Genomic DNA, 13,860 nt, shown 5'->3' with positions numbered 1-13,860 from the left:
TGATCACTGTGAACGCCAACGGCGTTGCGCGTAGCTTGGCTCAGGCCTCTGATCGGAATCCGTCGAGCAGACGGACCAACTGGTCGCGCCGCTCGATGCCGAGCTTGGCGAACATTCGGTAAAGATGGCCATCGATGGTCCGTACCGAGACAGAAAGCCGATCGGCGATCTGACGGTTGGGCAGGCCGGCGGCAACGAGCATCGCGATCTCTCGTTCACGGTCGGTGATCGGCAGTGGCTGCGTCACCGCCACGACGGCGGGAGTGTGGATGTCGCCCTGCCCGGCCAACCATTGGGTCCGGGTCGCCGACTCCAACTGCTTGCCGCGTTGACTGACGCGCCCGTACTCAGCGGACGCTTGGGCTGCCGCATCGGCGGCGAACGCGAACGCACCGATGGCCGCGAACCGCTCCGACGCGACACTCAACAGGTCGGCGTTACGGTCGGCCAGGCCACGAGCTTGGGTGGCAACCGCATCCGGCAAGGGAGCGTCCAACTCCTTGGCGAGCTCTGCCAGTCGGTCCGCGTGCGACCGGTCGCCGAATCGGACCGCGGTGTGCAGCGCGCGCACCTCGACAGCGAGCATCCCGGACCGGCGGGCGATCTGTGCCGCTCGCAGCGCGTGGGTCCGGGCATCGGAGGTCTGACCGTGCGCCACCCGCTCCCAGGCCCGGGCAAGCTCCAGTTCCGGCAGGAACGCCGCGATTTGCGGTCCGTAGGCCTGCTCACAATGTCGCAGTGCGATAGACGCCGACACGGAGTTGCCCCGCGCCGCATCGGCTTGAGCCGACCAAGCGTTGGCCAGCATCGGCCACAGCGATGGGGCAGCGCCCGTCAGTACGGGCGCCGAGTCTTGAAATAGCGAAGTTGCCAATGGCAATTGGCCGCGTGCCAGGTGGATCAGGCCGACCAGCACACCGACCATCGCATCGGGTTCCGGCACCCCGGCCGCCATGGTGGCATAGCGTTCCGCGGCTCGTTCGGCAGCGGAGTAATCCCCGGCGTCGACGAGTGCCGTCACCTCGGCGATACCGAGCCCGAATCGAATCATCCCGGAGCGACTGTTCGCAGCGGCGCGCAATCCTATCTGGGCGATTCCGTTGACCTCGCCGAAGCGTCCGGCTTTGGCCAGCGCGTGTGCGGTCGGCAGGGCAGCCAGGGCCGTCGCCATCGGGGATATGTCTGCTTCGCAGAGCGATGTCCCGTCGCGGAGTGGCGTTGCAAGGTCGCCGGTGAAGAACGCGAAAGCCGTCTCCAGCGCATGGACCAGCGCGGCGCTGACTTCTGAGTGGGCGCGGCCGGTGACCTCGGCCAGTACCTGCTGTGCCGCGTCGATCTCACCGCAGTTCCAGAACAGATTCGACGCGCGTACGCGACCCCAGTCGACGATCGCGGCGTCGTCGGCGCCGTCGAGGCTGACATCGGTCAGCACCGATTCGGCTTCGTCGCCTCGGCCTTGCCACAGCAGTGTGTCGCCGAGCACGAGCGCCGCCGATAAGCCGCCGTCGCGGTCAAAGGCGAAGCGGGCCAGCTCTTCTGCGTGGGCGAGGTTGGACATCGTCGCTGCCCGCACCGCTGCGCCGATGATCAACTCAAAGTCGGGCTCCAGGTCGCTGCAGATCATGAACTGGGCCATCCGGATCTTGCCGCGAACGTCGGGCAACCGCAGGCGCCGACCGCCTCTGCGGAAATACTCGTCAAACGCGTTGAACAGCAACCCGTTGAGTCGGCGCGAGCGCACTACACCGATACGTTCGAGCACCGCCTCGCCGAAAATCGGGTGGGTCACCTGGACCAGAGTTCCCCCGCCGTCGGAGGCCAGGTGAATCAAGCGATGACGTTCCAGTCCGGAAACAGCTTCGGAAGAACAGATTTCGCGGAAGACTTCCCAGTCCAGCAACTCGGCAATCGCAAGAATCTCGAGTGCCTCCAGTTCGTCCGGAGTAAGGGCCTGGAGCCGAAACTCCAACAGGACAGCGAGTTCCTGGTCGGCGTGCAGTGAACCCTTGAGCTGCCAGCCGTACTCGTCTTGCACCAGGACGCCGTTGTCGCGGCCGGCTCGCAGCAGTCCGCGCAGATACAGCGGACTTCCGCCACTTCGGTCGTGTAACCGGTTGATCACCTGCGTGCTGACGACACCCCCGAGCACCCGGCGTGCGAGTTCACCGGTCTGTTCGCGGGTGAACGGGTTGATGCGCATGTTCAACAGCAGCCGTTCTTTGAGCAGCGCGGCCACCGCGTCGAGGAGCGTTTCGCCGGACCGGATCACCACTATCAGTTGCGCGGTGCCCTCGGCGGCTAGCTGATAGACCAGGGTGGCCGACAACGGGTCCAGCAGTTGGGCGTCGTCGACGACGACCACCGGGCGATCGTCGGCCGCGAGGTTCTGGTGCGCTATCGCCAACATCGCAGCCGGTTCGCAGCTCGCATCGACCGTCACCGACCGGGAGAATGCACCGAGCGGCACGTCAAACCCGGTCTGGGTGCCCAGCACGAAGCGGACCGCGCGGCCGGCCGCGGTGAGGCGGGCCCCGAGCGCGCGGGCAAGCGTCGATTTGCCGACGCCGCTGTCGCCGACCAGCGCGATGCCCTGATACTCAGAATCCGGCCCGAGCGTCGCCAGCGCCGCACGCAGTTCGTCGTCGCGGCCGACGATCGGCCACGCGGAAGATTCAGTCGTCGTGCGCAAAGGTTCCGACCTCCCCCGGACAACTGCGTGCGACTTAAGTTACGCGCGATTCTGCGGAGGTGCAGATAATTCCGCGGCAGCACGACAAAGGTTTACGGCGGCGTTAAATACGCTGCGCACCAGGGGGAAATCGCTAGCCGGCCGACCAGTCAGCGGGCCCGCTCGTAGACCAGCCAGCGCAACTCGATCGGGCTGGCCTCGCGCGAGGTCCTGAACGCATCGAGTCCGCTCACCCAGTCGATGTACCAGCTGGTGGGTGGCCAGGCATCGTCGGGCAGATGTGCTTTCTCGTAGTCGTGGACGGACTCATCGGCACGGATCTCGAGAGGCAATCCTGCTGCCGCAGCTGACATTTCATCACGGGTGAATAAGGTCGAGTACACCTGCTGACAGAATTCGCGGGCGGCATCGTCGGGGCGGTAGCCGTCGCGGGCCAGGAACGCGTTGAACACCAACCGCCCACCCGGAGCCAGATGCCGGGCGGCGAGCTCGAAAAGACTGCGTAGCTGTTGCGTCGACCGGAAATCGGTCAACACCTCCGAGAGCACGATCAAGTCGTAGTCGTCGCGCAGGTCGTCAGCGTCGACGAAAACGTCACGCACGATGACGCGCACGTCCAACGAGTCGCGTTGCGCTTCTTGCCTGAGGATATCGGCGAACGTTGCAGTCATCTCCACCACGTCGACCGGATGCCCGCGACGTGCCAGCGCCAGGGCGTTACGGCCGGTGCCCGCGCCGATATCGAGTATGCGATAAGTAGCCGGAGCCGGGGCCTCGGAGGCCAGCTGCCAGACCCGGGCATCGGGTTCGGTGCCGAACAGCGGGGGCTCGCGCGTCTCCAGCCAGCGCTCGTACGCCTGCTCGATCGAGGTCCATTCGGCGCGGACCGTGTAGTTCAGGGTGAGGCCGATCGGGGCGTCGTAGGAGATGACGATGTTCGAGCGTGGGGATGCCGAATAGGCCGCACTCAGTTGACCCGCCAAGACCCCCCGCAGATGGGCGAGTTCGGCGTCGTTGAAGCGCTTGCCCAGGCCCGCGAACACGGTGTCACACATCGAGACGTATTCGTCCAGCATGCTCGGGACGGCCGGAAGCACGACCTGACCACTGATCCGTGCCCGGGTGTAGAAACGCCGCAGCATGGCGTCCTTCGCCGATCGCGCCACATCTGATCTCGGAGACAAATCTTCCACCGCCTTCTTCTACACGATCCGGCGATGCTTTGCCGCGGCAACGGGGCTAACCGGCCGGCGGCCGTCCGGTGATGCTGTTTCCGCTGGTCCAGTAAGCTGGCCAACCATGCATGTCGGGCTACGCAGGCTGGGGGTGATGGGCGGGACGTTCGATCCCATCCATTACGGCCACCTGGTCGCGGCCAGCGAGGTAGCCCACAAATTCAAGCTGGACGAGGTCGTCTTCGTGCCCAGCGGGCAGCCCTGGCAGAAGGATCGGCACGTCTCGGCGGCCGAGGACCGGTACCTGATGACGGTGATCGCCACCGCGTCCAATCCGCGCTTCTCGGTGAGCCGGGTGGACATCGACCGGGCCGGTCCCACCTACACGCGCGACACGTTGCAAGACCTGCATGCGCTGAACCCCGATTCCGAGCTGTACTTCATCACCGGTGCCGACGCGTTGGCGTCGATACTGTCCTGGCAGGGCTGGGAGGAGTTGTTCGACCTGGCGCGGTTCGTGGGGGTCAGCCGCCCCGGATACGAGCTGCGGCATGACCACATCACCGGTGTGCTGGGCGAACTGGAGGAGCATGCGTTGACCTTGGTGGAGATTCCGGCGTTGGCGATCTCGTCGACCGAATGTCGCGAGCGCGCCGAGCAGCGTCGGCCGCTGTGGTATCTGATGCCCGACGGCGTTGTGCAGTATGTGTCCAAACGCCGGCTCTACCGCGGCGGCGACGGCTCGGACGCCAACAAGGCGGTGGGCCGATCCACCAGCCTGCCGGCCGGGAACAACGCATGACGGCCGGCTCAGAGGCGATCGACATGGCGAGGGTGGCCGCGGTGGCCGCCGCCGCCAAGCTGGCCACCGATGTCGTCGTCATCGACGTCTCGGACCAACTGGTCATCACCGACTGCTTCGTCATCGCCTCGGCATCCAACGAACGGCAGGTCAACGCGATCGTCGACGAGGTGGAGGAGAAGATGCGGCTGGCCGGCCACAAGCCGGCGCGCCGCGAGGGCACCCGCGAGGGCCGCTGGACGCTGCTGGACTACGTCGACATCGTCGTGCACATCCAACACCAGGACGAGCGCGACTTCTATGCGCTCGACCGGCTGTGGAAGGACTGCCCCGTGGTGCCGGTCGACCTGGGGCCTGCGCCGGCCCCGGAGGACGCGTCGTGAGGGTCCGCCGGCTGATCCTGTTACGGCACGGCCAGACCGAGTTCAACGCCGGCAGCCGCATGCAGGGCCAGCTGGACACCGTCCTGAGCGACCTCGGTCGCGCGCAGGCGGTTGCGGCGGCCGAGGTGCTGCGCAAGCGCCACCCGTTGCTGATCGTGTCGTCGGATCTATGGCGCGCCTACGACACCGCCACGGTGCTGGCCGAGCACAACGGGCTGCCGGTCCGCGTCGACACCCGGTTGCGCGAAACGCACCTGGGTGACTGGCAGGGGCTGACCCACGAAGAAGTCGACGCCGCGGCGCCGGGCGCGCGGTTGGCGTGGCGCGACGACGCCCGGTGGGCTCCCCACGGCGGCGAGAGCAGGGTGGATGTGGCCGCGCGCAGCGAACCGCTGGTCGCCGAGTTGGTGGCCGGCGAGCCGGCCTGGGGGAGCGCCGACCAGGTGGACCGGCCGGTGGTGCTGGTCGCACACGGCGGCCTGATCGCAGCGCTGACCGCTGCGCTGCTGCGTCTTCCGGTCGAGAACTGGCCGGCGCTGGGCGGGATGGCCAACGCCAGCTGGACCCAGCTCAGCGGGTACTCCGAGGAGTCCGACGGCGCCGGCGACTTCGCTGATGTGCGATGGCGCCTCGATGTCTGGAACGCTTCGGCGCAGGTGGCCGGCGATGTCCTCTGAACCCCTGCCGCCGGCCGAGAAGCGCCCCGCGCTGCTGATCTTCGCCGACTCACTGTCGTACTACGGGCCGACCGGCGGGCTGCCCGCCGACGACCCGCGGATATGGCCGAACATCGTCGGCGCGCAACTCGGCTGGGACGTCGAGCTGATCGGGCGGATCGGTTGGACCAGCCGCGACGTGTGGTGGGCGGCCACCCAGGACCCGCGCGCCTGGGCTGCGCTGCCTCGTGCCGGGGCCGTCATCATCGCCACCAGCGGGATGGACTCGCTGCCGTCGGTGTGGCCGACCGCGCTGCGTGAGTTGATCCGGTATGTTCGCCCGCCCCGGCTGCGGCGCTGGGTCCGCGATGGATACGGCTGGCTGCAGCCGCGGTTCTCGCCGCGGGCACGAGCGGCGCTGCCGCCGCAACTGACCGCCGACTATCTCGAGATGACCAGGGGCGCAATAGACTTCAACCGGCCAGGAATCCCGATTGTGGCCTGTCTGCCATCAGTTCACATCGCCGACACCTATGGTCGGGCTCACCAGGGGCGGGAGCCGACGGTGCACGCGATCACGCAATGGGCGCAGCGTCAGGACGTCACGCTGGTCGATCTGAAGGCGGCGGTGGCCGACGAGGTCATGAGCGGGCGGGCCAACCCGGATGGCATCCACTGGAACTTCGAAGCGCACCGGGCCGTGGCCGAACTGATGCTCAAAGCGCTGGCTGAGGCGGGCGTTCCCGGATCGTCGGCGTGACCCGTCCATGACCGTCACCGTCATCACCGATTCGTCGGCATGCCTGCCCGCGGAGCTGCGCGACCGGTGGGGTATCCGGGTGGTGCCGCTGCACATCCTGCTCGACGGCGCTGATCTGCGCGACGGCATCGATGACGTGCCAGCGGACATCTATGCCCGCGACGGCGTCAGCACGGCCGGAACCAACCCGGAGGAACTCACCGACGCCTACCGGGCCGCGCTGGGCGACAGCGCCGGCGCCGGGGTGGTGGCGGTCCACATCTCGGCGGCGTTGTCGGGCACGTTCGGCGCCGCCGAGCACGTCGCCGCCCAGCTCTCCGGGGTGCGGGTCGTCGACTCGCGGTCTGCGGCGATGGGCACCGGGTTCGCGGCGCTGGCCGCTGCGCGCGCTGCCGCCGGCGGCGCCGACCTCGACGCCGTGGTGGCCGCGGCGGAAGCGGCTGTGCTGCGCAGCCACGCCTATCTGGTCGTGCACCGGCTGGACAACCTGCGCCGTAGCGGCCGGATCGGCAGCGCGGCGGCCTGGCTGGGGACCGCGTTGTCGCTCAAGCCGCTGCTCGCCGTCGATGACGGGAAACTCGTGTTGGCACAGCGCATCCGCACCGTTGGCAAGGCCGTCGCCTCGATGATCGACCGCGTCTGTGAGGTGGTGGGCGATCGGCCGGCCGCGCTGGCCGTGCATCACGTCGCCAATCCGGATGGGGCTCGTGAGGTGGCCGACGCACTGGCCGAGCGGTTACCGGCCTGCGCACCGGCCCTCATCACCGGCCTGGGTTCGACGTTGGCGCTTCACGTCGGGGCGGGCGCGGTGGCGGTCTGTGTCGACGTCGATCCCACCGCGGGCCCCGGCCGGGTCTGACCACGTTCTACTGCGTGGCAAACCTGTCGGTGTCGGCGGCGGCCCCGGTACGCGGACGGTGCGCCGCGATGCCGCGGATGTTCTTATTGGGACCCCACGGCCGGACCACCTGCGGCCACCAGAACCACTTGCCCAGCAGCGTCGCAATCGACGGCATGAAGAATGCGCGGACCACGAAGGTGTCGAGCAGCAACCCGATCGCCACGGTGGTGCCGTACATGCCGATCGCCTTGAGATCGGAGAAGAACATGATGCCCATGGTCGCCGCGAACACCATGCCCGCCGACGTCACCACGCCACCGCTGCCGGCCATCGCCCGGATATAGCCGGTCTTGAGTCCGGCGTGGATCTCCTCTTGGAACCGCGAGACCAGCAGCAGGTTGTAGTCCGACCCGACCGCCAGCAGCACGATCACCGCCAGCACCAAAGTCACCCAATAGATATGTTGACCGAAGATGTGTTGCCAGATCAGCACCGAGATGCCGAAGGACGCGGCGATCGAACTGGACGCGGTGCCCAGGATCACCGTGGCGGCCACCAGCGAGCGGGTGATCATCATCATGATCAGGAAGATCAGCGTCAGTGACGCGACCACCGCGATCAACAGGTCGAACTCGGCGCCATTCTGCATGTCCTCGTAGAGGGCGGCCATCCCGCCGACGTAGACCTTGGCATCCGACAACGACGACTGCTTGAGGGCCTCCTGCGCGGCGATCCGTTCCGGTTCGACCCGCTTGATGCCCTCGGCGGTGGCCGGATAAGTCTGGTGCGTCACGAAGAAGCGCGCCGACTTTCCGTCCGGCGACATGAACAACCGTAGCCCGGTCTGGAAGTCCTTGTTGTCGAAGGCTTCTGCGGGGAGGTAGAAGAAATCGTCGTTCTTCGAGTCGTCGAAACTCTGGCCCATCATGATCTGGGTATTGCTCAGATCCTCCATCTGGTTGACGAAGGCCGAGAACGTCGAGTGCACGGTCAACACCAGACCGCGCATGATCTTCATGGTGTCCACCACGGCCGGCAGCAACTCGACCGCCTGCGGCAGCAGCCGGGCCGTCTTCGTGATGTCGGCGGAGAGGTTGTGCATCTCCTCCGAGAGCTGGTCGACGCCGTCGGTGGTGTCGAATGTGCTCCGCAGTGCCCAGCACATCGGGATGTCGAAACAGTGTGGTTCCCAGTAGAAGTAGCTGCGCAGCGGTCGGAACTGGTCGTCGAAGTCAGCGAGGTGATCGCGGATCCGATCGGTGACTTCCACTGTGCGCTGGGTGACCTCGGCGGTGTCTTCGAAGGTCCGGTCCACCTCCTGCAGGTAGCCGTACATCTCGATGAGTAGCGAGATGTCCTTGTCCAGCTGCTGGGAGATCGTATCGATGTCTTTGATCCGGTCCTTGAGCGTCTTCATGTTCTGCATCATCAGCTGGTTGGCCGCGCTCAGCTGAAACGGAATCGAGCTGTGCTGCAGTGGAATCCCCAGCGGGCGGGTGATGTCCTGAATCATCGCGATGCCGTGCACTCGCATGATGTTCTTGGCGACCCGGTCCAGGACCAGCATGTCGGCCGGGTTACGCATGTCGTGATCGGAGGTCACCATGGTGATGTCCGGCGCCATCCGGGCCGCCGAGAAGTGTTTCTCTGCGGCGGCATAAGCGACGTTGACCGGTGTGTCCTTGGGCAGATACTGCCGGTCGTCGTAGCCGGGTTTGAAGCCGGGCAGGGCGACGAGCCCGATCATGATGATGGCCAGACTCGCCACCGTGATCGGTGCCGGCCAGCGCACCACCGAGATCCCGGCACGGCGCCAGAACCCGCCCCGCTTGGCCGGTTTGGGATCGAGCAGCCCGAAACTGGTGACCACGACCAGCATGGCGGGTCCCAAGGTGAGCGCCGCGGCGACCACGACGATCATGCCTACCGATACCGGGATGCCCATGGTGTGGAAATAGGGCAGCCGGGTGAAGTACAGCACCGCCGACGCCCCGGCGATGGTCAGCCCCGATCCGAGCACGACAGGGGTGACGCTGCGCACGGTGGTGTAGTACGCGTCGACCCGGTCCTCGCCGGCCCGCCGGGCCTCTCGGTAGCGGCCGATGAGGAAGATGCCGTAGTCGGTGCCGGCGGCGATGGCCAGCATCACCATGATGTTGACCGCGAACGTCGTCAGGCCCATGACATTGTTGAAGCCGAGGAAGGCCACCACACCACGGGCGCAGATCAATTCCAACAGGGTCAGGAACAGCTGCGTCAACATCGCGCCGAACGAGCGGAAGACGATCAACAGCATGATCGCGATCGCGCCGATGGTGAACAGGGTGATCTTCACCAGGCTGGCGTCGCCGATCGCCCGCAGGTCGGCCGTCAGCGCCGCCGGCCCGGCGACGTAGGCCTGCACCCCGGGTGGCGCCGGTGTGTCGTCGATGGCCTTGCGGACCGCCACCACCGAATCGTTGGCTTCGGTCATGCCCTGGTTGCCGACCAGGTTGAGCATGATGTACGCCGCTTTGGCGTCGGAGCTCTGCACGCCCGCCGCGGTCAGCCGGTCTGACCAGAAGTCTTGCGCGTGCTCGACGTGGTCGGTGTCGGCGACCAGCTTCTTGACGATCTCGTCGTAGTAGTGGTGGGCGTCGTCACCGAGCTCGTCCTCGCCGACGACGACCATCATCACAGTGCTGTTGGAGTTGTACTCCTGGAAGTTCTTACCGACCAGCTGACTGGCGATCATCGACGGTGCGTCCACCGGCGCCAGCGGTGCGGAGTGCTCTTCGGAGATCACTTCCAGCTGGGGCACAAGAACGTTCACGATGACGGTGAACACGATCCAGGCGATGATGATCGGCACCGCGAAGATGCGCAGCATGTGTGCGAAAAACGGTCGTTTGACGTGCGGGTCCTGGTGCTGATCGAGCCGGTTGCGGATGCGTTTGATCATCCGGACTTCACCAGGCAGAAGGTCTGGGCGTTGAGCCCGGTGGCACGCCGCTCGTCGAGCAGCCGGTCATCGATCTTGATCCGGCAGCCGATCTCACCGGAGTTGCCCTGCACGATCATGTTGGCCTGCACGGCGGGAAGCACCGTGACGACGGTGTAGGACCACGGCAGCGGCACGTCGTTGATCTGGTGGACGTTGGCCTCGGCGTCCCAGTAGTTGATGTCGGCTCTGGTGCCCGGCGGGCCGAATGCCTCGTAGGCGACGTACTTGGGGTTGAACTGCACGATCTCGATGCCGGCGCCGGCGTGGGGGTTGAGCTCCTGCGAGGCGAACACCTTGTGCAGTCGGGTGACAATCACACTGGATACGAAGATGACCACGATGAAGACCAAGGGAATCCAATACCGTCTGAGTATTCCGCCGATCGGGATCGCCTTCATATCACCGCCTTCCGCGGGTCGATAGTGCGGTCGAACGCGGGCAGCGGACAGTTTGTTCCCCGGCCTGGCCGGAAGCGCCGAAGGCTGCCGCAAAAATTGCCCCCGGGCAGCATAACCTTCGATTGGCTAAGGATCGCAACCCCTCGTTTCCAGGCTCGCCGGTTCGTAAGTCGCCGGTAGCGCGGCGCTGGCGATCGGGCTTCAGTAGCATGGCCGCTGATGCACGGTCTGGTGAATGGCGTCCGATTCGGCGCAGTGGTCATCGTGGTAGCGCTGGCGTTGGCTGGTTGCAGCGGCAGGTCAGGCTCGAAAGCGGTGGACTCGACCACGCCGGAAGCCTCGTGGTCGGGTCCGGACGCGCCGCCGGATCCGCGTACCCTGCTTCGGGCCGGTGACCTCGCTGTTTCGCAAGTGCCCGAGAGCGTGCTGATCTTCATCGAGAGCCAGTCCAGCGACGCCGGAACCTGGAAGGCGCGGGTGGTCACCTCCGACGGCGCCGAACGGCAACTCAAGATCGGATCCGACGGGGTGGCGGTGCTGGTCGGCCCGACCGCGACCGAGGACAGCGATGCCGACAAGGCCAAGCGCCGCGCCAACGTCGAGGGCGCCCGCCTGGACTATCGGGCGGCGGTGAACAGGGTGTTGACCGCGGTGCCCAACGGCTCGATCACCGAACTCAGCCTGCTCGACATGAACGGCACCGTCGTCTGGGATGCCGACGTGTGGGACACCGACCTAATCGAACGCGACGTCACCGTCGACGCGGCGTCCGGGGCGATCACCACCAACCGTTAAGCGTCGCCGCTCAGCGCGGCGGCGCGACCGGTGACCGGCGGCAGATCGGCCAGCGTGACGATGCCCGGCGGGGCAGCGACCACCGCCGGCACCGCGTTGGTCACCGGCATCGCCGTATAGATCGAGCCCAAGCCGTTGAGGTTCGGCTCGCTCCAGTCCCGTGGTGGCAGGCAGTTGATGACGGTGCGCATGTTCGGCCGCCCGAACACCTGGATCACGTGGCCGTGCGCCACCGGTTTGGGCGGGGCGACGTGGCTGCCCATGATCCAGTTGAACCCCACACTGACGACGTTGCGGTCGCCGGCCCAGCCGCGGTGATACCCGAAGACACTGCCCACCGTGCCGGCCGGGATCTTCATGAAGCCCAGGTCACTGTCACCGGTCGCGGCGGTGAACTGCACGTCGAAGGTCATCTTGTCCAACTGCGCCCCGATCGCGTCGGCCATCATGGCGGCAGACTCGGCGAACACCTCGCTTTCGACGCGGACACTCTCGGCGAGCCCGGGAGTGTCGGGATGCTGGCCGAAACCCATCGCCGCCATGGTGGCTGCCGACTCATAGGTCGAGCAGTCCACCGATTCGGTGATCCGGATCTCGTCGACCCGTTCGCACGCCCCGGACAGCACCATGCCGACCATGTTGGTCAGCCCCGGGTGCGCGCCGCTGCCGAACATCGTCGCGTTGCCCGCGCGGCAGGCGTCCTCAATGCGGTTGCGGTCTTGCGGGGCCTGCTTGCCGCCGGTGATCCACGCCGCGGTGGAGCACACGTTGATCCCGGCTTCGAGTAGCCGGACCAACTCGTCGATGCTCGGCCACAGCGGGTTGTAGCAGCAGGCGTCGGGTTTGAGTGCGATCAGTGCGTCGATATCGTCGGTGGCGGTGATCCCGGTGGGACCCGTCTCGGCGGCGCAGCCGGCCAGCTCGGCGGCATCCACGCCGACCTTGTCCTTGCCGTGGGCGTACACACCCACCAGCTCCATGTCGGGACGTCCGATGATGGCGTGCAGCGAGCGCTGCCCGATGTTGCCGGTGGTCCATTGGATGACTCGCAACGGTGTGTTCATGGCTCACCACCATATTCGGGTGCGCCGCGACGGCCATTGTGGCACCGTCGGGTCTTGTGACCGGCGTGCACGTGCGTACCGCGACCGACGGCGACTGGCCGGCAATCGTGTTGTTGGAAGACACCGGCTTCGGGACGGTCCACCATCCTGACGGCCTTGCCGCCTTCCGCGACCTGGTGCCGGCCGGCGCCACGGTGGTGGCCTGCGAGGGGGCCACGGTGATCGGTGTGGCGTTCTATCTCGATTTGCGTCTGACCGTTCCCGGCGGGGGGATCCTGCCGGCCGCCGGGATCAGCGGCGTGGTGGTGGCGCCGACCCACCGCCGGCGCGGGGTGCTGCGGGCGATGTACGACGAGTTGCACCGCCGCATAGCCGATGCCGGCTATCCGATCGCAGCGCTGACGGCCAGCGAGGGCGGGATCTACGGCCGGTTCGGTTACGGCCCGGCGACCATCGATCACGGGCTGAGCGTGGATCGGCGATTCGCGGTGCTGCACGCCGACGCTCCCGACCCCGGGGGTGTGCGGCTGGTCGAGACCGCTGAGTGTGGCGGCGACTTCGCCGCGATCTATGACCGGTGGCGCGTCACCACTCCGGGAGGTCTGCGGCGCCCACAGCCGCTCTGGAACGAGCTGCTCGCCGACCGGCCGGAGGAGCGGGCCGGCGGCACCGCGCTGTTCGCGCTGCTGCATCCCGACGGTTACGCGCTGTACCGGGTGCACGGTGAGCACCCGAAGACGGCGCGGGTCGAGGAGTTCCGGGCGGTGAGCGCCGAGGCGCACGCGGCGCTGTGGCGCGCGCTGCTGGGGCTGGATCTGATTCAGGAAGTCGCCATCGGCACCTATCCGGACGATCCGCTGCCGTACCTGCTGACCGATACCCGGCTGGCGCGCACCACCGGCCGCAAGGACCACATGTGGCTGCGCGCGATGGACGTCCCGACCGTGTTGCAGGCTCGCCGCTACGCCTGTGAGCTGTCCGTTGTCCTGCAGCTGAACGACGGATTCCGTAGCGATGGCGGGCGTTTCGCGTTGACGGTACGCGACGGGCAGGCAAGCTGTGTGCGCACCGAGGCGCCGGTCGACGTCGAACTGGATCTCGACGTGCTGGGCATGCTGTATCTGGGCGTGCACCGGGCGTCGGTGATGGCCAGGGCCGGCCGGCTGCGGTGCGACGACGAGGCCGTGGTGAGCCGGCTGGACGCCGCCTTCGTCAGCGACGTCCCGGCTCAGCTGGGATTCTTCTTCTAGTCCGCCCTGCGGCGAGCGGGCGTGTCTCCGGCCCGACACCCCGGGAGCACGCACGCTCGCGATG

General features: G+C 66.9%; 12 protein-coding genes. 7 read left to right on the top strand and 5 right to left on the bottom strand.

Features of this window, described 5'->3' with window-relative positions; genetic code table 11:
- Positions 1 to 40 precede the first annotated feature (40 nt).
- Both ACAG20_RS01945 and ACAG20_RS01940 read right to left on the bottom strand, forming a co-directional pair.
- Positions 41 to 2,689, bottom strand: a complete 2,649-nt coding sequence (locus tag ACAG20_RS01945; RefSeq protein WP_370491336.1) for a LuxR C-terminal-related transcriptional regulator — start codon at positions 2,687 to 2,689, stop codon at positions 41 to 43.
- Between the two features lie 149 nt (positions 2,690 to 2,838).
- Positions 2,839 to 3,831 carry a class I SAM-dependent methyltransferase gene (locus tag ACAG20_RS01940; RefSeq protein WP_370491418.1) on the bottom strand — a complete coding sequence of 331 codons (993 nt, stop codon included), beginning with the start codon at positions 3,829 to 3,831 and terminating at the stop codon, positions 2,839 to 2,841.
- 157 nt (positions 3,832 to 3,988) lie between these two features.
- On the opposite strand from ACAG20_RS01940, the gene nadD reads away from it, so the two are divergent.
- Genes nadD through ACAG20_RS01915 form a run of 5 tightly spaced genes read left to right on the top strand, consistent with a single transcriptional unit; the run spans position 3,989 to position 7,324 of the window.
- Positions 3,989 to 4,666: a nicotinate-nucleotide adenylyltransferase gene (gene nadD / locus ACAG20_RS01935; RefSeq protein WP_370491335.1), complete on the top strand. Its 678-nt coding sequence runs from the start codon at positions 3,989 to 3,991 to the stop codon at positions 4,664 to 4,666.
- Positions 4,663 to 5,049, top strand: coding sequence for a ribosome silencing factor (gene rsfS / locus ACAG20_RS01930; RefSeq protein ID WP_370491334.1), 387 nt, complete (start codon positions 4,663 to 4,665; stop codon positions 5,047 to 5,049). Before nadD ends, rsfS begins: the two co-directional genes overlap by 4 nt.
- Positions 5,046 to 5,726 carry a glucosyl-3-phosphoglycerate phosphatase gene (gpgP, locus tag ACAG20_RS01925; RefSeq protein ID WP_370491333.1) on the top strand — a complete coding sequence of 227 codons (681 nt, stop codon included), beginning with the start codon at positions 5,046 to 5,048 and terminating at the stop codon, positions 5,724 to 5,726. Before rsfS ends, gpgP begins: the two co-directional genes overlap by 4 nt.
- Positions 5,716 to 6,465 (top strand): diglucosylglycerate octanoyltransferase, encoded by a 750-nt coding sequence (gene octT, locus ACAG20_RS01920; RefSeq protein WP_112688839.1) that lies wholly within the window; start codon positions 5,716 to 5,718, stop codon positions 6,463 to 6,465. Before gpgP ends, octT begins: the two co-directional genes overlap by 11 nt.
- A 7-nt stretch (positions 6,466 to 6,472) precedes the next feature.
- Complete coding sequence (locus ACAG20_RS01915; protein WP_370491332.1) at positions 6,473 to 7,324, top strand: DegV family protein; 852 nt, start codon at positions 6,473 to 6,475, stop codon at positions 7,322 to 7,324.
- 7 nt (positions 7,325 to 7,331) lie between these two features.
- Here the strand turns inward: ACAG20_RS01915 and ACAG20_RS01910 are convergent, their stop codons facing one another.
- Positions 7,332 to 10,247, bottom strand: a complete 2,916-nt coding sequence (locus ACAG20_RS01910) for an RND family transporter (protein ID WP_370491331.1) — start codon at positions 10,245 to 10,247, stop codon at positions 7,332 to 7,334.
- A complete protein-coding gene (locus tag ACAG20_RS01905) occupies positions 10,244 to 10,687 on the bottom strand; it encodes an MmpS family transport accessory protein (protein WP_370491330.1) in 444 nt (147 codons plus the stop codon). Before ACAG20_RS01905 ends, ACAG20_RS01910 begins: the two co-directional genes overlap by 4 nt.
- A 219-nt stretch (positions 10,688 to 10,906) precedes the next feature.
- Between ACAG20_RS01905 and ACAG20_RS01900 the strand changes: the two genes are divergently transcribed.
- Positions 10,907 to 11,482 (top strand): PepSY domain-containing protein, encoded by a 576-nt coding sequence (locus ACAG20_RS01900; protein ID WP_370491329.1) that lies wholly within the window; start codon positions 10,907 to 10,909, stop codon positions 11,480 to 11,482.
- Here the strand turns inward: ACAG20_RS01900 and ACAG20_RS01895 are convergent.
- Positions 11,479 to 12,546: a dihydrodipicolinate reductase gene (locus tag ACAG20_RS01895; protein ID WP_112687797.1), complete on the bottom strand. Its 1,068-nt coding sequence runs from the start codon at positions 12,544 to 12,546 to the stop codon at positions 11,479 to 11,481. The genes ACAG20_RS01900 and ACAG20_RS01895 overlap by 4 nt on opposite strands.
- A 65-nt stretch (positions 12,547 to 12,611) precedes the next feature.
- Between ACAG20_RS01895 and ACAG20_RS01890 the strand changes: the two genes are divergently transcribed.
- A complete protein-coding gene (locus ACAG20_RS01890; protein ID WP_370491417.1) occupies positions 12,612 to 13,796 on the top strand; it encodes an enhanced intracellular survival protein Eis in 1,185 nt (394 codons plus the stop codon).
- Positions 13,797 to 13,860: the final 64 nt, after the last annotated feature.

Origin of the sequence: Mycobacterium sp. pW045 (assembly GCF_041287085.1) — a bacterium.
Lineage (GTDB): Bacteria > Actinomycetota > Actinomycetes > Mycobacteriales > Mycobacteriaceae > Mycobacterium > Mycobacterium algericum_A.
Note: the sequence above shows the minus strand (reverse complement) of the source record. Positions and strands in the feature narration are given on the sequence as shown.

Excerpts from the sequence above, each read along its gene's own strand:
- ACAG20_RS01895 (WP_112687797.1), bottom strand. The coding sequence starts at position 12,546 with ATGAACACACCGTTGCGAGTCATCCAATGGACCACCGGCAACATCGGG.
- ACAG20_RS01900 (WP_370491329.1), top strand. The coding sequence starts at position 10,907 with ATGCACGGTCTGGTGAATGGCGTCCGATTCGGCGCAGTGGTCATCGTG.
- octT (WP_112688839.1), top strand. The coding sequence starts at position 5,716 with ATGTCCTCTGAACCCCTGCCGCCGGCCGAGAAGCGCCCCGCGCTGCTG.
- ACAG20_RS01940 (WP_370491418.1), bottom strand. The coding sequence starts at position 3,831 with ATGCTGCGGCGTTTCTACACCCGGGCACGGATCAGTGGTCAGGTCGTG.
- ACAG20_RS01910 (WP_370491331.1), bottom strand. The coding sequence starts at position 10,247 with ATGATCAAACGCATCCGCAACCGGCTCGATCAGCACCAGGACCCGCAC.
- ACAG20_RS01905 (WP_370491330.1), bottom strand. The coding sequence starts at position 10,687 with ATGAAGGCGATCCCGATCGGCGGAATACTCAGACGGTATTGGATTCCC.
- nadD (WP_370491335.1), top strand. The coding sequence starts at position 3,989 with ATGCATGTCGGGCTACGCAGGCTGGGGGTGATGGGCGGGACGTTCGAT.
- rsfS (WP_370491334.1), top strand. The coding sequence starts at position 4,663 with ATGACGGCCGGCTCAGAGGCGATCGACATGGCGAGGGTGGCCGCGGTG.
- ACAG20_RS01915 (WP_370491332.1), top strand. The coding sequence starts at position 6,473 with ATGACCGTCACCGTCATCACCGATTCGTCGGCATGCCTGCCCGCGGAG.